Source organism: Streptomyces sp. NPDC057474 (assembly GCF_042802555.1).
Lineage (GTDB): Bacteria > Actinomycetota > Actinomycetes > Streptomycetales > Streptomycetaceae > Streptomyces.
On the sequence record NZ_JBHVDX010000053.1, the window covers coordinates 27464 to 45985 of the forward strand.

At 71.0% G+C, this 18522-nt stretch carries 15 protein-coding genes and 1 pseudogene; 11 read left to right on the forward strand and 5 right to left on the reverse strand.

Annotation, left to right across the window (positions count from 1 at the left end; translation table 11 throughout):
* Positions 1-40 precede the first annotated feature (40 nt).
* Positions 41-385, forward strand: a complete 345-nt coding sequence (locus tag ACFU53_RS17665) for a GNAT family N-acetyltransferase (protein WP_383992542.1) — start codon at positions 41-43, stop codon at positions 383-385.
* A gap of 85 nt (positions 386-470) precedes the next feature.
* Positions 471-701 carry a hypothetical protein gene (locus ACFU53_RS17670; protein ID WP_383992545.1) on the forward strand — a complete coding sequence of 77 codons (231 nt, stop codon included), beginning with the start codon at positions 471-473 and terminating at the stop codon, positions 699-701.
* A 137-nt stretch (positions 702-838) separates the two neighbouring features.
* Here ACFU53_RS17670 and gndA read toward each other — a convergent pair whose 3' ends face one another.
* Positions 839-2278, reverse strand: a complete 1440-nt coding sequence (gene gndA, locus ACFU53_RS17675) for an NADP-dependent phosphogluconate dehydrogenase (RefSeq protein WP_383992547.1) — start codon at positions 2276-2278, stop codon at positions 839-841.
* Positions 2279-2614: 336 nt separating this feature from the next.
* Between gndA and ACFU53_RS17680 the strand changes: the two genes are divergently transcribed.
* Entirely contained in the window at positions 2615-3748 is a 1134-nt protein-coding gene (locus ACFU53_RS17680; RefSeq protein WP_383992549.1) for a transglycosylase family protein, read from the forward strand.
* A gap of 71 nt (positions 3749-3819) precedes the next feature.
* On the opposite strand, the gene ACFU53_RS17685 is transcribed toward ACFU53_RS17680, so the two are convergent.
* The gene (locus ACFU53_RS17685) at positions 3820-4938 is read right to left on the reverse strand and encodes a DMT family transporter (RefSeq protein ID WP_383992553.1); all 1119 of its coding nucleotides are present in this window, start codon (positions 4936-4938) and stop codon (positions 3820-3822) included.
* Between the two features lie 229 nt (positions 4939-5167).
* Here ACFU53_RS17685 and ACFU53_RS17690 point away from each other — a divergent pair, with 229 nt between their 5' ends.
* The 5 genes from ACFU53_RS17690 to ACFU53_RS17710 all read left to right on the forward strand — a co-directional run bounded on the left by ACFU53_RS17690 (position 5168) and on the right by ACFU53_RS17710 (position 11752).
* Positions 5168-5884, forward strand: a complete 717-nt coding sequence (locus tag ACFU53_RS17690) for a (2Fe-2S)-binding protein (RefSeq protein WP_383992556.1) — start codon at positions 5168-5170, stop codon at positions 5882-5884.
* Positions 5885-6005: 121 nt separating this feature from the next.
* Entirely contained in the window at positions 6006-7157 is a 1152-nt protein-coding gene (glgA, locus tag ACFU53_RS17695; protein WP_383992559.1) for a glycogen synthase, read from the forward strand.
* A gap of 60 nt (positions 7158-7217) precedes the next feature.
* Positions 7218-8438, forward strand: coding sequence for a glucose-1-phosphate adenylyltransferase (glgC, locus tag ACFU53_RS17700; protein ID WP_383992562.1), 1221 nt, complete (start codon positions 7218-7220; stop codon positions 8436-8438).
* Between the two features lie 225 nt (positions 8439-8663).
* Entirely contained in the window at positions 8664-10013 is a 1350-nt protein-coding gene (locus ACFU53_RS17705; protein WP_383992565.1) for a wax ester/triacylglycerol synthase family O-acyltransferase, read from the forward strand.
* Between the two features lie 245 nt (positions 10014-10258).
* Positions 10259-11752, forward strand: coding sequence for an SDR family NAD(P)-dependent oxidoreductase (locus ACFU53_RS17710; RefSeq protein ID WP_383992568.1), 1494 nt, complete (start codon positions 10259-10261; stop codon positions 11750-11752).
* Here ACFU53_RS17710 and ACFU53_RS17715 read toward each other — a convergent pair.
* Complete coding sequence (locus ACFU53_RS17715; protein ID WP_383992571.1) at positions 11731-12267, reverse strand: hypothetical protein; 537 nt, start codon at positions 12265-12267, stop codon at positions 11731-11733. The two genes, ACFU53_RS17710 and ACFU53_RS17715, sit on opposite strands and share 22 nt — an antisense overlap.
* 496 nt (positions 12268-12763) lie before the next feature.
* Between ACFU53_RS17715 and ACFU53_RS17720 the strand changes: the two genes are divergently transcribed.
* Entirely contained in the window at positions 12764-12937 is a 174-nt protein-coding gene (locus ACFU53_RS17720) for a hypothetical protein (protein ID WP_383992574.1), read from the forward strand.
* 91 nt (positions 12938-13028) lie between these two features.
* Positions 13029-13321, forward strand: a pseudogene (locus ACFU53_RS17725) (GNAT family N-acetyltransferase).
* Between the two features lie 19 nt (positions 13322-13340).
* Here ACFU53_RS17725 and ACFU53_RS17730 read toward each other — a convergent pair.
* Positions 13341-14690, reverse strand: a complete 1350-nt coding sequence (locus ACFU53_RS17730; protein ID WP_383992577.1) for an amidase — start codon at positions 14688-14690, stop codon at positions 13341-13343.
* 151 nt (positions 14691-14841) lie between these two features.
* The gene (locus ACFU53_RS17735) at positions 14842-16266 is read right to left on the reverse strand and encodes a lipase maturation factor family protein (RefSeq protein WP_383992580.1); all 1425 of its coding nucleotides are present in this window, start codon (positions 16264-16266) and stop codon (positions 14842-14844) included.
* A 76-nt stretch (positions 16267-16342) separates the two neighbouring features.
* Here ACFU53_RS17735 and ACFU53_RS17740 point away from each other — a divergent pair, with 76 nt between their 5' ends.
* Positions 16343-18427: a SpoIIE family protein phosphatase gene (locus ACFU53_RS17740; RefSeq protein ID WP_383992583.1), complete on the forward strand. Its 2085-nt coding sequence runs from the start codon at positions 16343-16345 to the stop codon at positions 18425-18427.
* Positions 18428-18522 lie beyond the last annotated feature (95 nt).

Below are 18522 nucleotides of genomic sequence, written 5' to 3' on the forward strand. Positions count from 1 at the left end.
GCGGCCGCCCGGCGTCTTCGATCCGCACGCGAGGAGTGCCATGAGCGACGTACAGATCCGTGACGACCGGGCGGCCGGCCGACTGGAAGCCTTCGCCGGCGACGGACTGGCCGGTCACATCCAGTACTTCCTCCTCGAATCCCCGCAGCGCGCGCTCGTCCCGGTCCATACGATCGTCGAGCCCGCGCACGAGGGACAGGGCGTCGCGGGCTCGTTGGCCCGGGAGCTGTACGGCATCGCGGCCCGCGAGGGCGTCGTCGTCGTGCCCCTGTGCCCGTACGTCGCCAGGTGGGCCGAACGGCACCCCGAGGAGGCCCCGGCCGTCGGTCCGGAGCTGCTGCGGGCGGCGAAGGACTGGCTCGTCGCCCATCCCGAAGGGTTCTGAGGAACGCGTCGCAGGCCCGGTCGGGGCAGGCTCCGCCGACCGGGTGACTGCCCGTGCGGGCGACGGGTACCCGTGGCAGAAGTCCATGGCCGACGTATCCCACTGGCTGGAGGACGCGATGACGCATCCCGAACCGGACCCCGTGCACCCCGGCCCCACCCCGGGCCCGGGCCCCGACCGCCCGGAACCCTTCCCGCAGCCCCCGCTCCCCGATCCCGTCCCCACGCCCGTCCCCACCCCGGGACCGGACCCCATCCCGAACCCTCCGGGCCCGGACCCGGTCCCGGGCGAACCAAGGCCGGGCCCGCTGTCGTAGGGGGTAGCGGAACAAACGCATGTGGCCCGGCGTGGACATCTCCACTCCGGGCCACATCAACGAACTCAGGGGCGCGGGGAACCGCGCGACCAGCCACAGACAACCCGCAGCCGCCGACCGGTCCGCGCCCCCTCCCCCTAGGCCTCGATCTCGCCCCGGCCCTGTCCCCACAGCGTGTGGAACGACCCCTCCCGGTCCACCCTCCGGTACGTGTGCGCCCCGAAGAAGTCCCGCTGCCCCTGCGTGAGCGCCGCAGGCAACCGCTCAGCACGCAGCGCGTCGTAGTACGCCAGCGCCGCCGCGAACCCGGGCGTCGGCACACCCTGACGCGTCGCGGCCACCAGCACCTCGCGCCAGTCGTCCTGCGCCGCCGCGATCTCCTGGGCGAACGTGTCGTCGGAGAGCAGGCTCGGCAGGTCGGGCCGGGCGTCGTACGCCGCGCGGATCCGGTCGAGGAAGGCCGCGCGGATGATGCAGCCGCCCCGCCAGATCGACGCCACCTTGCCGAGGTCGATGTTCCAGTCGTACTCGTCGCGGGCCGCGTCGATCTCGTGGAAGCCCTGGGTGTACGACACGATCTTGGAGGCGTACAGCGCCTGCTCGACCCGGTCGGCGAAGGCACCGGCCTCGGCCGCGCTGAGCGGCGTGGCCTTGGGGCCGGCCAGCGAGCGGGAGGCGTCGCGCAGCGCGGCGTGGCCCGACAGGGAGCGCGCGAAGACGGCCTCGGCGATGCCGGAGACCGGGACGCCCAGGTCCAGCGCGATCTGGACGGTCCAGCGGCCGGTGCCCTTCTGCTCCGCCTGGTCGACGACCACGTCCACGAACGGCTTGCCGGTGGCCTCGTCCACGTGCGCCAGTACCTCGGCCGTGATCTCGATCAGATACGAGTCGAGGCGGCCGGTGTTCCAGGTGCGGAAGATCTCGGCGATCTGCGCGGGGGTGTAGCCGGCCACGTCGCGCAGCAGCTGGTACGCCTCGCCGATCAGCTGCATGTCGGCGTACTCGATGCCGTTGTGGACCATCTTCACGAAGTGCCCGGCGCCGTCCGGCCCCACGTGCGTGACGCACGGCGCGCCGTCGGAGGCCTTCGCGGAGATCTTCTCCAGCATCGGGCCGAGGGAGTCGTACGACTCGACCGGGCCGCCGGGCATGATGCTCGGGCCGTTGAGCGCGCCCTCCTCGCCGCCGGAGATGCCCGCGCCGACGAAGTGGATGCCCTGCTCGCGCAGCGCGGCCTCACGGCGGCGGGTGTCGGCGAAGTGCGCGTTGCCACCGTCGATGATCATGTCGCCGGGCTCCAGGAGCGGCGCGAACTCCTCGATCACCGCGTCCGTCGGTCCGCCCGCCTTCACCATGACGACCAGGCGCCGGGGCCGCTCCAGCGCCTGCACGAAGTCCTTGGCGGTCTCGGCCGCGATGAAGTCGCCCTCGTGCCCGTGCTCCTTGATCAGTGCGTGGGTCTTCGCCGCGGAGCGGTTGTGGACGGCGACCGTGTAGCCGTTGCGGGCGAAGTTGCGGGCGAGGTTGCTCCCCATGACCGCGAGGCCCGTGACGCCGATCTGGGCTGAAGTGCTCATACGGTTGGCTCCTATGGATCCTGATATCGGTGGTGCCGTTCCTGCCCGCCAGTATTGTCCTTCCGGTCATCCTGACGTGCACCGGCCCCGTCCGCACTGCGCGGCCTGCCGGGCTTGAGTACGCAGGAAGGGCCCTACCTGCCTCAATGGGGCGCGCAACCCGATCGCTTGCGCGCCGTCCCTGGTCACTCGCGCGCCGGACGGGGGCACTTACGCGCCGGAGCAGGTCGCTTACTCGCCACTCGTGGGACGGGAGCGGCTGATTTTTCGTCTTGCCATGGCCTGTTCGCGGCACTTACTTTTGCGGCTCATGGCATATGCGAGGGGGGCTTCTCCATGGCCGTACGCGGTCGGCACCGCCGGTACCAGCCGAACAGGATCAACCGCGCCTCACTCACCGTCACGGCGGGCGGCGCCGGGATGGCGCTCCCGCTGATCGGCACCGGGGTCGCGGAAGCGGCCGATGTCGAGACCTGGGACAAGGTCGCGGCCTGTGAGTCCACCAACGACTGGAACATCAACACCGGGAACGGGTACTACGGCGGTCTCCAGTTCAGCCAGTCCACCTGGGAGGCCTTCGGCGGCACGGCCTACGCCGCCCGCGCGGACCTGGCCACCAAGGAACAGCAGATCGCGATCGCCGAGAAGGTCCTCGACGGGCAGGGACCCGGCGCCTGGCCGGTGTGCTCGGAGCGCGCGGGCCTCGCGCGGGGCGGTGACGGGCCCACCCGCATGATCGAGGACGTGAAACCGCAGACCACGCCTCAGTCACAGGCCGGCAAGGTCGAGATGTACACGGTGATCCGGGGTGACACCCTCTCGGAGATCGCCGACTCCCAGGACGTGCGGGGCGGTTGGCGCAAGCTCCACGAGGCCAACCGCAAGACCATCGGCTCCGACCCGGACGTGATAGTCCCCGGCCAGCGGCTGAGCCTGAACACGGCGGGTCAGAAGAAGGAGCAGAAGAAGGAGCAGCAGAAGAAAGAACAGAAGAAAGAACAGAAGAAGGTCCAGAAGGAGCAGAAGGCCGACAAGCAGCAGACGTCCGAGAAGCGGCAGGAGTCGGCGTCCCTCGTCGCCCCGGTCAGCGCCTCCCTCGGCACGCCCTACCGCGCCTCGGGCTCCTCCTGGTCGAAGGGCTACCACACGGGCGTCGACTTCCCCGTGGCGACCGGCAGCTCCGTGAAGTCCGTGGCCGCCGGGGAGATCGTCACCTCGGGCTGGGGCGGCTCCTTCGGCTACCAGGTGGTGATCCGGCACGCCGACGGCCGTTACACGCAGTACGCCCATCTGTCGGCGATCTCCGTGAAGGCCGGCCAGAACGTGGGCGCGGGCCAGCGCATCGGCCGCTCCGGCTCCACCGGCAACAGCTCGGGCCCGCATCTGCACTTCGAGGTGCGGACGGGGCCCGGCTTCGGCAGCGACATCGATCCGATCGCCTATCTGCGGGCGGGAGGGGTCCGGATCTGACGCGGTGCGGGAGGTCCGACGCGGTGCGGGAGGTCCGACGCGGTGCGGGAGGCCCCGTCCGGGCCTCCCGCTCAGGATTTCACGCGGTCGCGATGCCGGTCGAGGAGTGCCCTGGGCACATACAGCTCGCCGTGGAACGGCCGCAGCAGCAGGCCGGGCGGAGCGTCGTCCTCGTCCGCCGCGCTCCTCCCCAGGAACGGGGCCGGTACGACCACGCGCTTGTCCAGGCCGATCGCGTCGCCGGCGTCCGGGGCCCCTGCGGTCTGCCGCGGAAGCCCGGCGAGCAGCTCCTCCAGGGCGAGGGACTCCCGGTCGGTGGCCGTGACCGTGACGTCCTCGTGGGCCCGCTCCGCCCGGACCTCGTCGCCGAGGCGCTCGGTGGTCAGCAGGATCAGACCGCCCGCCGCGACGACGCCGCAGCCCAGCGCGAGGAGGGTGCCGGTCGTGCCGTAGCGGAACGTCTCGCCGAACATCGTGATGCCGACCGCGGCCGCCACCACCGGGTTCACCACGGTCAGCGTGGCGAGCGGGGCAGTGAGGCCGCCGCCCCGGTAGGCGGCCTGGGACAGCAGCAGACCGGCCGTCGCGAAGACACCTATGACCGCGAGGGTCGGCAGGTCGGACGGTGTGACGCCGTCCGTCCAGTCGACGGCGACCGTCTTCGTGAACACCGAGGACATGCCGAACGCGACACCGGAGGCGACCGCCAGCAGGATGCTGCGCACCGCCGGGTGCCGATGCGCCGCGCGGCCCGCCATCATCAGCGCCGCCACCGCGCCACCGCTGACCACGGCCACCACCACACGCTGGGGAGTGTCCAGCGACTGCACGTCGGCCGAGCCGACCAGGGAGAGCAGGCCGGCGAGACCCACCGTTGCCATGATCGCGCCCCGCCAGGCCGTCGCACCCGCCTTGCGGCCCACGAAGAGCGCCGCCATGGGCAGGACGAAGACGATGGTCAGCGCGCCCAGCGGCTGCACCAGGCTCAACGGGCCGTAGGCCAGGGCCACCACGTGCAGCAACCCGCCGAGGCCGTTCAGTGCGACGGCGGCCCACCAGACAGGCCGGCGCAGCGGCGCGTAGGGCTGACCGGGGGAGGACACCGCGACACGCTCCTGGACGATCGCCCCGCCCGCGTACGCGACGGCGGAGACGAACGACAGCAGCACGGACAACGCGAGGGCGCTCATGATCGGCTCCTCAGCGAAGCGTGAGGGGTACCCGCCCGGCGCGGTGAACGGTCGGCTTTCATAAGGACCACGATGCCTCGCGAAAGTGTTCCCGTCGTCGTACCTGAGCACGCAATGAGTCCTACTGCCGATGGAGTACGACGGGCCCTGCGTCATACCCAGGGTGGGGGGACACGGAGTGCAAGCCTCCTGGTGAGCGCACCCGCGGGCTCTGGTACTACTCGTCCTCGTGCATCACGACCCCGCCCTCACCGCCCTCTCGTCCCTCGGCGGCTTCTTCGTACTACGCACGGGAGAACCACCGCACGGCCCGCTGCCCACACTCGCGGAGGCCTACGCGGCACGGGATGCCGATGTGGAACGGGAGGTTTACGCGAATCCCGTAATTTTCCGTGTCCGGAAGGTCGCGCGGAGTGTGCGGACGCCCGAGCCGCGCGTGGCCGCCTCCATCGCGCACCTCGGCTTCGCCGCCCGCCTGTGGTCGGTGGCCCTCGGTGCGGCCGCCCTGTACGGCCGCGTCCCCGACCTCGACCCGCGCCTCCTGCGCTGGGACGCGGACGCGAGCGCCCCGGACGAACTGTGGCTGACCGAGGTGCGGAGCCTGCCCGCCGAGCGGATCGGCGAGGTCGTACGGGACGGTCATCTCGTACCGCTGGCGGCGGCTCTGCGCGCTCAACTGCCCGTCTCCGAGCGCCTGCTGTGGGGGAACGCGGCCTCCGCGCTCATGGGCGCCGTGCGTCAGATCGACCGCTGGGCCGCCGCCAACGGCCGTACGGACGCGGCGAGTCGGGCCCGCGCGCTCGCCGCCGACCTGTTCACGCACCCCGACCTGGCCGGCACGCTCGACCCGGTGACGTACCGCCGCCGCAGTTGCTGCCTCTACTACCGGCTGCCCGGTGGGGGGCTGTGCGGCGACTGCTGCTTCGACCGGCCGCCCGGCACGTGATCCCTCCGTGGTCCGCGCCGCACCTGACATCGGGCGCGCCACCACGCGAAATCGTGGTCTTCCCCAACCGACCCTTCTGGGTGACCATGTGGGAAACAGCCGCTGAGACAGGGGGTTCCGGGTGCGAGTCGGCCTGCTGACCCGGGAGTATCCGCCCGACGTCTACGGTGGCGCGGGCGTCCATGTCGAGTTCCTCGCCCAAGAGTTGAGGTCCCTCGTCGATCTGGACGTGCACTGCTGGGGTGAGGGAGCGGGCGGCGGCGTCGTACGCCACCGGCCGTGGTCCGCGCTCGACGGCGCCAACGACGCGCTGCGCACCTTCTCCGTGGACCTCTCCATCGCGGCCGGTCTCGAAGGCCGGGAACTGGTCCACTCGCACACCTGGTACGCCAACCTCGCCGGCCACTTCGGCAAGCTGCTGCACGGCATCCCGCATGTGATGACTGCCCACTCGCTGGAGCCGCTGCGCCCCTGGAAGGCCGAGCAACTCGGCGGCGGCTACGCCCTGTCCAGCTGGGCCGAACGCACTGCCGTGGAGTCCGCCGACGCGGTGATCGCCGTCTCCGGGGCCATGCGCGACGACATCCTCGGCTGCTACCCCGCCCTGGACCCGGCGAGGCTCCACGTCGTGCACAACGGCATCGACACCTCCCTCTACACGCCGGACCACGACACGGACGTCCTCGACCGGATCGGCATCGACACCGGTCGCCCGTACGTCCTGTTCGTCGGCCGCATCACCCGGCAGAAGGGTGTGCCCCACCTGCTGCGCGCCGTGCGGGACATCGACCCGGCGGTGCAGGTCGTGCTCTGTGCGGGCGCGCCCGACACCCCGGAGATAGACCAGGAGTTCCGCGATCTCTTCGCGGAACTGAGCCGCGCACGCGAGGGCCTGTTCTGGATACCGCAGATGCTGCCGCGCCCGGATGTGATCCAGCTCCTCACGCACGCCGCCGTGTTCGTCTGCCCGTCGGTGTACGAGCCGCTGGGCATCGTCAACCTGGAGGCCATGGCCTGCGGAACGGCCGTGGTGGCCTCGCGGGTCGGCGGCATCCCGGAGGTCGTGGAGGACGGCGTCACGGGCCTCCTCGTGTCGACCGAGGACGACTTCGAAGCTCAGCTGGCCCGCGCTCTCGACTCGGTCCTCGCCGATCCCGGGACGGCCGCCCGGATGGGTGAGGCCGGACGGGAGCGTGCGGTGCGGGAGTTCGGCTGGGACGCGGTCGCCCGGCGGACGGTCCAGCTTTACGAAGAAGTCCTCAAACAGGGGTAATCAAAACAGGGGTAATCAAGGGACAGGGTTCGGCACAACCGGGCGTAGAGGGGCGGCGGGATGCGGCGCGGTGGACCTTCGGTGCTGGGAATCGTACTGGCGGGCGGTGAGGGCAAGAGACTGATGCCCCTGACCGCCGACCGCGCGAAACCAGCGGTGACCTTCGGCGGAACGTATCGACTGGTGGATTTCGTCCTCTCCAACCTCGTCAACGCGGACATCCTGCGCATCTGCGTACTCACGCAGTACAAGTCGCACTCGCTGGACCGGCACATCACCACGACCTGGCGGATGTCGAGCCTGCTGGGCAACTACGTCACCCCGGTCCCGGCCCAGCAGCGGCTCGGCCCGCGCTGGTACCTGGGCAGCGCGGACGCACTCCTGCAGTCCCTGAACCTGGTGCACGACGAACAGCCGGAGTACGTCGCCGTGTTCGGCGCCGACCACGTCTACCGCATGGACCCCCGCCAGATGCTGACGCAGCACATAGAGGGCGGCGCGGGCGTGACGGTGGCCGGCATCCGTGTGCCGCGCACGGAGTCGTCGTCCTTCGGCGTGATCACGCCGGGCTCCGACGGCCGGATTGTCGAACGCTTCCTGGAGAAGCCGGCCGACCCGCCGGGCCTGGTCGATGACCCCGAATGCGTGTTCGCCTCGATGGGCAACTACATCTTCACCACCAAGGCCCTGGTGGAGGCGCTCCAGCGGGACGCCGAGGACGAGAACTCCGTCCACGACATGGGCGGCTCGATCCTGCCCCAGCTCACCGACCGGGGCGAGGCCCAGCTGTACGACTTCAGCGCCAACCACGTGCCCGGCGAGACCACCCGCGACCAGGGCTACTGGCGAGACGTCGGTTCGCTCGACGCCTACTACGACGCCCATATGGACCTCATCGCCGAGCGCCCCGCCTTCAATCTCTTCAACCGCAGCTGGCCCATCTACACCAGTTCCGGTCAGCTCTCCCCGGCCCGCTTCAACGCGGGCGGCATCGCCAGCGAGTCGATCATCAGTGCGGGCTGCCTGATACGTGGCCAGGTGACGAGGTCCGTCCTGTCACCGGGGGTCGTCGTCGACCCGGGCGCCGTCGTCCAGGGCTCGGTCCTGCACGACAACGTCCACATAGGGCGCGGCGCGGTCGTACGGGGCGCCGTGCTCGACAAGAATGTCCAGGTGCCCCCGGGTGCCACCATCGGCGTCAACCCCGAGCGGGATGCCGAGCTGTACACGGTCTCCAGGGGTGGCGTGATCGCCCTGGGGAAGGGCCAGCAGGTGCCGTAGCCCCTCCGCGGGGGACGCCGGTCGGCTGTGTGCTCCGGCACGTCACGCTGGGCCGGTCGGGTTGTGATGGCTCCCGAGTGGCCACGGATGTCCCATGAGTCCCGCCTTTCACACCATGGCGGGACTTAACCTGCTGTTAACTGAGCGTAGCTTGATCGTGCTTGACCGTAATCGCCCGAGGGCGATTGACTGCTGACTCACCCGTCGTCGACGCGAGGCAAGCCATTGACTTCTGACCTGCTCGCACCACTCGACCTGGCGTTCTGGAACATCGAGTCCGCCGAACACCCCATGCACCTGGCCGCCCTCGGCGTCTTCACGGCGAACTCGCCCACCGCGGGTGCCCACGCAGCCGAACTGCTCGCCACGCGGGCCGCCGCGGTGCCCGGGCTGCGGATGCGGATCCGGGACGTCTGGCTCCCGGACGTACGGCTGCCGCTGGCGTTCGGCGGCGCCACCCGGGAGCCCGTCGCCGACTTCGAGCCCTTCGACCACGTCCGGCTGCACGCGCCGACCGCCGACTTCCACGAGGTGGCCGGGCGCCTGATGGAGCGACCTCTGGAGCGCGGCCGGCCGCCGTGGGAGGCGCATGTGCTGCCGGGGCGGGACGGCACCTCCTTCGCCGTGCTGTTCAAGTTCCACCACGCCCTGGCCGACGGACTGCGGGCGCTGACGCTCGCCGCCGCCGTCATGGACCCCATGGACATGCCCGCGCCCCGGCCGCGTCCCGCGGAGCCGCCGCCGCGCGGCCTCCTCGGCGAGGTGCGCAGGCTGCCCGGCCTGGTCCGGGGCACCTTCTCCGACCTCGGCCGCGCCCTCGACATCGGCGCCTCCGTCGCCCGCACCACGCTCGACGCGAGCCTCGGCGCCCGCTCCTCCGCCGCGCTGACCTCCGAGGCCAGCGGCACCCGCCGTACCGCCGGGGTGCTCGTGGACCTCGACGACGTGCACCGGATCCGCAAGACCGTCGGCGGCACCGTCAACGACGTCCTCATCGCCGTGGTGGCGGGTGCGCTGCGCCGGTGGCTGGACGAGCGCGGGGACGGCAGCGAGGGTGTCGCGCCCCGGGCCCTGATCCCCGTCTCCAAACGCCGCCCGCGCACCGCCCACCCCCAGGGCAACCGGCTCTCCGGGTACCTGATGAAACTGCCCGTGGACGATCCGGACCCGCTGGGGCGGCTGCGTACGGTGCGCACGGCGATGGACCGCAACAAGGACGCAGGGCCCAACCGGGGCGCCGGCGCGGTCGCCCTCCTCGCCGATCACGTGCTGCCCCTCGGCCATCGGCTCGGCGGCCCGCTCGTCAGCCAGGCAGCCCGCCTCTGGTTCGACATCCTCGTCACCAGCGTCCCCCTGCCGAGCCTGGGCCTCCGCCTCGGCGGCTGCCCGCTCGCCGAGATCTACCCCCTCGCCCCGCTCGCCCACGGTCAGTCCCTGGCCGTAGCCGTGTCGACGTACCGCGGCAGCGTCCACTACGGCCTCGTCGCCGACGCTGAGGCCGTACCGGACCTGGAGCTGCTGGGCAAGGCGGTGACCCGGGAGGTCGAGGACCTGTTGGAGGCGTGCGCGTGGTGAGCCCCGTTCGCGCGTGAGAGCTCGGGTGGGTGGGGGTTCGTGGGCGAGTACGGGTAGGTCGTGGCTGGTCGCGACACATCACCCGCACCGCCGACGGATCCGCACTCCCGAGCTCTCCGCGCCCAGGGGTCGCCAGAGGCCGCAGCCCCTGGATTTTTGGTGAGCCGGGCCGAGGTCCGTAGAATTCCGCGTTCGGTGGCGGACGCGGTCGGCGTGCCGCGGGTGATCAGGGAAACGGCAGCGCGATGACGGTGACAGAGGACGGCCCGGCGGCCACGGACGAGGTCGTGTACGGCCCGGGCATCGACCCGGAGCGGCTCGCCGTGTGCCTCAGCGTGCTCGAAGAGCTCGACAAGCTGGACGTCGACCACCCCGACGCGATCGCGGTGCGCCGGGCGACGGCCGGTGTCTACCGCACGGTGAAGCAGCGCCGCCGCCAGGAGCGCCGCGCCGCCAAGACCGCGCACGACAAGACAGTCACGGAGTCCACGGCCACCGGCTCCGCCCAGCGGATCGACGACGAGACCGAGGGCATCCTGCCGTCGTCCGTGACCGAGACGGGGAAGATCGCGGGGATACTCCAGCGCCCGCGCTCCTGCTACACCTGCAAGACCCGGTACGTCGAAGTCGACTACTTCTACCACCAGCTCTGCGCCGACTGCGCCCGCCTGAACCGCGGCAAGCGCGACGCCCGCGCCGACCTCACCGGCAAGCGCGCCCTGCTCACCGGCGGTCGCGCCAAGATCGGCATGTACATCGCCCTGCGGCTGCTGCGCGACGGCGCGCACACGACGATCACCACGCGCTTCCCGAAGGACGCCATCCGCCGCTTCAAGGCCATGGACGACTCGGCGGACTGGATGCACCGCCTGGAGGTCGTCGGCATCGACCTGCGCGACCCGGCCCAGGCCGTCGCCCTCGCCGACCAGGTCGCCGAGGCGGGCCCCCTCGACATCCTGATCAACAACGCGACCCAGACCGTACGCCGCCTGCCCTCGGCCTACGCCGCCCTGGTCGAGGGGGAGAGCGCCCCGCTGCCCGTCGGTGAGCTCCCCGCGCACCACGTCATCGGCGCCTTCAACTCCGGCGCTGTGGACGGGCTGACCGCACTGCCCGTGGGCATCAGCGGCCTCGACGCGCAGCAGGTCGCCGACCTCGCCCTGGTCGCGGGCAACGCCAGCGTCGCCCGGCACCTCGACGGCACCGCCATCGACGCGGGCGGCCTGGTTCCCGACGTGGTCGACAGCAACACCTGGGTACAGACCATCGAGCAGATCTCCCCGGTGGAACTCCTCGAGACCCAGCTGTGCAACTACACGGCGCCCTTCATTCTGATCAGCAAGCTCCGCCCGGCCATGGCCGAGGCGGCCAAGAGGGCGACCAGCGCACGCGCGTACGTCGTGAACGTCTCGGCTATGGAAGGCGTCTTCGGCCGCGGCTACAAGGGCGCGGGCCACCCGAACACGAACGCCGCCAAGGCCGCGATGAACATGGTGACGCGGACCAGCGCCCAGGAGATGTTCCAGACCGACGGCATCCTCATGACCTCGGTCGACACCGGCTGGATCACCGACGAGCGCCCCCACTTCGACAAGCTGCGCCTCGCCGACGAGGGCTTCCACGCCCCGCTCGACCTCGTCGACGGCGCGGCCCGCGTCTACGACCCCGTCGTGCTCGGCGAGCAGGGCGAGGACCTGTACGGCGTCTTCCTGAAGGACTACGCGCCCGGCAAGTGGTGAGACGACGCCGCGACCCGGTCGGTCCGGCCCGCTCGGTCCGCCACCAGTTCCAGCACCGTGCGCCAGTCCTCCAGGACCCCGGCGTCCACTCCGGCGGACCGGCCCGCCTCTTCCGCCTGGCGTAGCGTCAGCACGTCCTCGACGAGGCCGGCGTCCACCCAGCCGCCCGCATGGAGTCGTACGAGATCGTCGGGGCCGAGGGCGTGCAGACGTACGAGATGTGCGACCCGTTCGCCGAGAAGGGGCCGGACGGCGTCGGCGGCCAGGTCCGCGTGGCTCGTGTCGTCACCCGGTCGCAGCAACTGGCCGATGGCGTGGACCAGGCCGGCCACCTGCAGTTCCTTGTCGGCGGGCCGCCCCCGGCGCAGCAGCGCGGCGGTCTGCAGCGCGTGTTCGTGCGGATCGGAGCAGGTGCCCGGAGTGCGGTCCGGTCCGTCCCGGCGGTCCGGCGCCTCGCCGCCGCTCCGGCAGGCGTGCAGCAGATCCATCAGCTCCTCGACGCTGCGCAGTTCCATCCGCCGGTCCTCCCGAGTCCGCCCGCGAGAAATGCCGTTGCGACACATGAGCAGATCATGGTCGGCTTGCGATTCGGCCAACAGGACCTGAACTACGTGCCGAGGACAGCGATCCGATGGGTCGTCGGCCCGGTGCGGGGTTCGAGTACTGAGCCGAACGGGTGATGAGAAAACAGGGTAAATGGGTCAAATTGCCCTAGGGTAAGGCCTGCTGGACGCTGAACGACTCAAGACAGTTACCTCTTGTTTTCAGCCCCATCGAGCGGCCACCCGCTCATTTGGTTACTCTGTACCGGACGGACAGCCTTATATGGGTCCCACCCACACCCACGGTCCGTCCCGGGACAAGCCGGTCACCACGGCCTGCTCTCACATCCAGGTAATCCGGCGCCACCGCGTCCGAGCTGACCTCGACTCAGACCCGAGCGGACGTCAGGCGCACAGCGGCAGGCTGGGCCGACATCCCGAGGGTGACCCGACACATAAGGAGTGCGCGGTGACACCAGAGAAGACGAATCGCGATCAACGCCCCAAGGAACGCACGGAGGGCGGCGTCCGGTCGAAGAAGGAGCTCGGCAGCCTGGACGTGTGGGCCAGGTCGGCACCGATCCGACTGGCGGGCTACGAGGACGACCTCGCCGAGCCCCACATCCTGCCCAGCGTGGACTGACGGGCAGGAACTTCGCGATCGCCGTCTGCATGGGCGTGCCGGACTCGCGCCCATGCAGATCAGATAAGCCACCGCCGACGACCGGCCCGGTATCTGGCCGTTCTGACACCGCGCCGTCGCCGCCGACGAGACCTGCACCTGGGACCCGGACACCACCGAGAAAGCCGCCCGCGCAGCCGCCCGCACCCTGGCCTCCCACGTCCTCACCGAGGCGAAGGCCCACGGCTTTTGGGGCATGGTGTTCAACGCCGTCGTCGAGACCAACCCGGCCGTACGGCTCTGGATCTCCCTCGGCTTCACCGTCCTCGGCACCGTCCCGAACGCGTTCGAGCACCCGAAGGACGGCCGCGCGTGGGGCTGCACATCATGTACAAGGCGCTTTGACGCGGCTGCTCGGACGCGGCTAGTCGATCGTTGCGGTCCGCTGCCAAGGACGCAGTTCCTCCAACCGGCCCGCCACCTCCAGGAGTTCGAGCTCCGAGCCCGGGCGGCCGACCAGCTGTACCGCGCAGGGCGCGCCCGACGGCAGCGTGCCGAAGGGCACCGACATCGCCGGCCAGCCCGTGAGGTTCCACGGCGGGGTCAGCGGCGAACAGTTCGTGTTCACCAGCAGATTCCGCAGCCACCCCCGCTCGTGCCAGTTCGCGGCGGCGGGCCCGCGCCGGGCGAGCGCCGGGGTGAGCAGCACATCGTGCTCGGCGAAGAACGGCTCCAGACGTCCGCGCAGTCGGTCCCGGCGGTCGCCCGCGCGAACCCCCTTCACGAAGCGCCGCCCCACGGCCGCGTGCACCCGCGTGCGCCGGGTGAGCAGCTTCGGATCGAGGCCCTCGGCGTCCACCGCGGTGCCCGCCGTCCAGTGCGCCAGCGAGGTCGTGCCCAGCCAGAGGGGATACGGCGGATCGGCCGGCCGGACATCGAGCCCGGCCCCGGCCAGCAACTCGGCCGCCCGGCGCGCGGCATCGGCGTACGGGCGGGTGACGGTCACGCCGATCAGGGGGCTGCGTACGGAGAGGGCGATGCGGGGTGGGCGGGAGGAGGTCTCGGGCGGTCGTACGGCGTCCGTTCCCGCCAGTATCCGGAACATCAGCCGGGCGTCCTCGACGGTCGTCGCGAGCGGGCCGTTCTCGGACATGCCGAACCAGTCGCCGTGCCCGATGTCCGCCGGGACCACACCGAAGCCCGGCTTGAGGCCGAGCAGACCACAGTTGGCGGCCGGTATGCGCAGCGAGCCCATGCCGTCGTTGCCGAGGGCCAGCGGCACCATCCCGGCGGCGACGGCGGCCGCGCTGCCGCCCGACGAACCGCCGGTCGTGCGCGAGGTGTCCCACGGGTTGCGGGCGGTACCGTGCACACCGTCCGTGGTGCCGAAGACGCACAGCTCGGGCACGTTCGTGAGCCCCACGACCACCGCGCCCGCCGCCCGCAGCCGGGCCACGGTCACATGGTCGTCACCGGCCGGCGTCTCCGATGTCGCGGCGGACCCGTTCCGGGTGGACTCGCCCCGCACGGCGAGGTTGTCCTTGATCGCCACCGGTACGCCCGCCAGGGGCAGTTCGGCCAGATCGGCCCGGCCGGCCACCTCGTCCGCCTCCGCCAGGGCGGCCGCCGCGCGGACCTTGCGGAACGCCCCGACCCGCCCGTCCAACGCCTCGATCCGCGCCAGATGCTCCGCCACCACCTCACGTGGCGTGACCCGCTTCTCCCGCACGGCGGCGGCTGTCTCGGCGGCCGTCCGGCCGACCCAGCTGGTCACGGGCGCTCCCTGGCGATGTCGTGCGCGTCGGTGTCGTACGCGACGGAGGGGCGTACTCGTGAGTAATGATCGAGTACGAGGAGCACTGTGCCCTGTGTGACGGCCCCGCGTCGAGAGGCTGCCGTGAGGAAGCGCGTCCATGACCGCCGCGCTACGCCTTCTTCGCGGGCGACGTGGCCAACCGCGTCGGCGGCATGAACTCCCGTACGTACGTCCGCTCCCAGCACGCCCCGGTCTCCCGCAGCTCGCGCCAGGTCGTGTACCGGTAGCGGAAGAGGCGGGCGCGGACGAACCGGGGCGGGGCGTCGGCGGGGAAGGGAGAGCGGCGGAGCAGGCGGAGGGTGTCGCGGTCGTTCTCCAGGAGGCGCTCCATCATGGCGCCGAACCAGGAGCCGGCGTACGCGGGCGAGAGCGCGGCGAACCACATCAGCCAGTCGAGCCGCAGATGGTACGGGGCGAACTGGCGCGGCCAGCGCCTCGGATCGCCCGGCTTGCCCTTGAACTCGTACTCCCGCCACTCCGACTCCTCGCGCGGCACCTCGTCCGCCGTCCCCTCCACCACCACCTCGTACCGCACCCGGCTGACGCTGCCGAACGCCCCGTAGGTGTTGACCAGGTGCAGCGGATCGAAGGAGCGGTTCATGACCTGGCGGCGGGAGATCATGTTGCGGACGGGGTGGTAGCTGAGCCAGAGGACCAGCGCGGCGACGGCGAGGACGACGACCGTGTACCAGGGGGGCGTGTCCGGGGTGTCCGGCGCTGGCGTCCCGAGGTCGACCGCGGACAGGGCCAGCACGATCGTGATCCAGTTCAGCCAGGAGAAGTTGCCCGACAGGACCAGCCACAGCTGCGTCAGGATCATCAGCGAGGCGGCGGCCGTCGCGATCGGTTGCGGGGCGAAGAGCAGGAACGGGACCACGAGCTGGGTGAAGTGGTTGGCGGCCACCTCGACCCGGTGGAACGGCTTCGGGAGGTGGTGGAAGAACCAGCTGAGCGGGCCGGGCATCGGCTGGGTCTCGTGGTGGTGGTAGAGACACGTCAGCTTTCGCCAGCACTCGTCGCCGCGCATCTTGATCAGCCCGGCGCCGAACTCGACCCGGAACAGCACCCAGCGCAGCAGGAACAGCACGACGACCGGCGGCGCGACCTCGTCGTTGCCGAGGAACACGGCCAGGAAGCCGACCTCCAGAAGCAGCGACTCCCAGCCGAACGAGTACCAGGTCTGGCCGACGTTCACGATCGACAGGTACATCGCCCACGGCACGAGCCACAGCACCATGCCGGCCCAGAGAGGCAGCAGCGAGTCCAGCCCCGCGACGAGCGCCGCCGACACCGCACAGCCCGCCCAGGCCCACGCCGCGAAGAAACGGTCCGAGTAGTGGCGGTGGAACACGCTCGGCGCGTGGCGGAACGGCACCCGCTCGACGAAACGGGGCACCGGCAGCATGCCGCGCTCGCCGATCAGCGCGCGGAACTGCAGGGCCGCCCCGAGAAAGGCGACCAGATAGACGACGGCCAGGGACCGCTGGAAGAGCAGCCGGCTCAGCCAGTGGTCGGGTGCGGTGAACCAGTCCACGGTAGTGACGATAGTGAGCGGATCGACGGCGAACCCTCCACTCGAATAATCGGGCAAATGCTGTCAAAGTGGCCCCATGGTTGATCGGGGAGCGAGCGACTCGGACGTCCCGGACGACTGGCTCGCCCACCCGGACGCGGTCCTGGCGCTCAACCTCATGGGCACCTTCGACTGGGACCTCGACGCCGGTGCGTTCCACATGGACGCCACGGCCCACGAAATCTTCGACGTACGCCCGGACGAGTACGACGGCAACCCCGAGTCCCTGTCGCTGCGGGTGCCCCCGATGGAGGGCCGCAGACTCGACACCCTCGTCTCGCAGGCCCTCAAGGACGGCAGCGAGAACTACGGCGCCTACTTCCGCATCCGCCTGCGTGACGGCACCCTGCGCTGGACCCACACCCAGGGCTACATCCGCCGCGACGGGACGGGCCGCCCGTACCGCGTCATCGGCATCGTCCGCGACGCCACCCGGGAACTGCGCGAGATCCGCTCCCGCACCGAGCGGGCCGCGCTCGACGAGGCCCGCCGCCGGCAGCCCAACGTCGTCCAGGTCATCACGGCCGCCCTGGCCCACGCCCGGACCGTCCAGGACGTGATCGACGTCCTGGAGGACACCGACGGCCTCACCCACCTCGGCGCGACCAGCCTGGTCATGGGCCTGGTGGAGGCCGGACGCATCCGGATGGTCGCCGCCGGCCCCCAGGACAGCTATGTACCCGGCACCCGGATCACCCGCCTCGACGTGAAGTACCCGATGAACGAGGTCGTACGGCACCTCGTACCGCACTTCATCGAGTCGCCTGAGGAGTTCGCCGAGTCGTATCCGCTGCTGTGGCCGCACATCACCGACCTCAAGATCACCTCGGCCGCGTATCTGCCGCTGATCGTGCAGGCCCGCCCCATCGGCGCGATGGGACTCCTCTACAACGACCGGCGGGGCTTCACCTCGGAGGAGCGCGACGTCCTCATCGCGCTCGGCAGCAGCATCGCCCAGAGCCTGCAGCGGGCCATGTTCTACGAGCAGGAGAAGGACCTCGCCGAGGGCCTCCAGCAGGCGATGCTGCCCCGGTCCATCCCCAGCTTCCCCGGCGCCGACATCGCCGTCCGCTACCGGGCCGCGTCCTTCGGGGGCTCGCTCGGCCGTGACATCGGCGGCGACTGGTACGACCTCATCCCGCTGCCCAACGGGCGCGTCGGCGCGGTCATCGGCGACGTCCAGGGCCACGACACGCACGCGGCGGCCGTCATGGGCCAGCTCCGCATCGTCCTCAAGGCCTACGCCACCGAGGGCCACACCCCGGCCATCGTGATGGCCCGCGCCTCGGCCTTCCTCCACGAACTCGACACCGACCGTTTCGCGACCTGCCTGTACGCGGAGGCCGATCTGTCCACCGGAGTGGTCCAGGTGGTCCGGGCCGGGCACATAGACCCCCTGGTGCGGCACACCGACGGCACCTGCCACCGGGTCACCGTGGAAGGGGGGCTGCCACTCGGGCTGTCCGCCGAGTTCGGTGGCCTGGAGTACCCGGTCACGACCATCGAGATGTTCCCCGGGCAGACGCTGATGCTCTGCACCGACGGCCTCATCGAACAGCCCGGCGCCGACCTCGACGACGGCATGCGGACGCTGAAGGCGCTGATCGCCACCGGGCCGGACGACGTCGACGATCTCGCCGACCGGCTCATCGACATGGCGGAGGAGAGAGGCGGCGACGACGATGTGGCCCTCCTCCTGCTGCGGCGCCGCAGCCGGAGTGCCGAGCAGCCCGGTGGGCGGCTCCAGCAGCACGTCGGGCCCGGTGACCCGGAGGCGCTCACGGAGGCCCGGCACATGATCGGCGCGGCCGTTCGCACCTGGGGTGCGCGGGACCGGGCCGACGAGATCGAGCTCGTCGCCGACGAGCTGATCACCAACGCACTCATGCACACGGAGGGCTCCGCGATCGTGACGCTGCGGGCCCTCGCCGGGTCCGACCGGCGGTTGCGGGTCGAGGTCGAGGACTCGTCCAGCGCGTTGCCGCGGCGGCGGGAGGCGGGGGAGTCGGGGGTGTCGGGGAGGGGGTTGCTGCTGGTCGATCGGCTGACGGATGGGTGGGGGGTGGAGGCGCGGGGCGGGGGGAAGTGCGTGTGGTGCGAGTTCCTGCTGCCGGGCGTCTAGTGATCTGGTTCGGAGATGCGTGAGCAGTAGCGGCAGATGCGGTCGAGGATCTGGTCGGCAGTCTTGGTCCATTTGAAGGGTCTGGCCTGGTCGTT

Coding starts and splice junctions, on each gene's coding strand:
- gndA (WP_383992547.1), bottom strand. CDS start 2,278: ATGAGCACTTCAGCCCAGATCGGCGTCACGGGCCTCGCGGTCATGGGG.
- ACFU53_RS17710 (WP_383992568.1), top strand. CDS start 10,259: ATGACGGTGACAGAGGACGGCCCGGCGGCCACGGACGAGGTCGTGTAC.
- ACFU53_RS17740 (WP_383992583.1), top strand. CDS start 16,343: ATGGTTGATCGGGGAGCGAGCGACTCGGACGTCCCGGACGACTGGCTC.
- ACFU53_RS17680 (WP_383992549.1), top strand. CDS start 2,615: ATGGCCGTACGCGGTCGGCACCGCCGGTACCAGCCGAACAGGATCAAC.
- glgC (WP_383992562.1), top strand. CDS start 7,218: ATGCGGCGCGGTGGACCTTCGGTGCTGGGAATCGTACTGGCGGGCGGT.
- ACFU53_RS17665 (WP_383992542.1), top strand. CDS start 41: ATGAGCGACGTACAGATCCGTGACGACCGGGCGGCCGGCCGACTGGAA.
- ACFU53_RS17685 (WP_383992553.1), bottom strand. CDS start 4,938: ATGAGCGCCCTCGCGTTGTCCGTGCTGCTGTCGTTCGTCTCCGCCGTC.
- ACFU53_RS17715 (WP_383992571.1), bottom strand. CDS start 12,267: ATGGAACTGCGCAGCGTCGAGGAGCTGATGGATCTGCTGCACGCCTGC.
- ACFU53_RS17670 (WP_383992545.1), top strand. CDS start 471: ATGGCCGACGTATCCCACTGGCTGGAGGACGCGATGACGCATCCCGAA.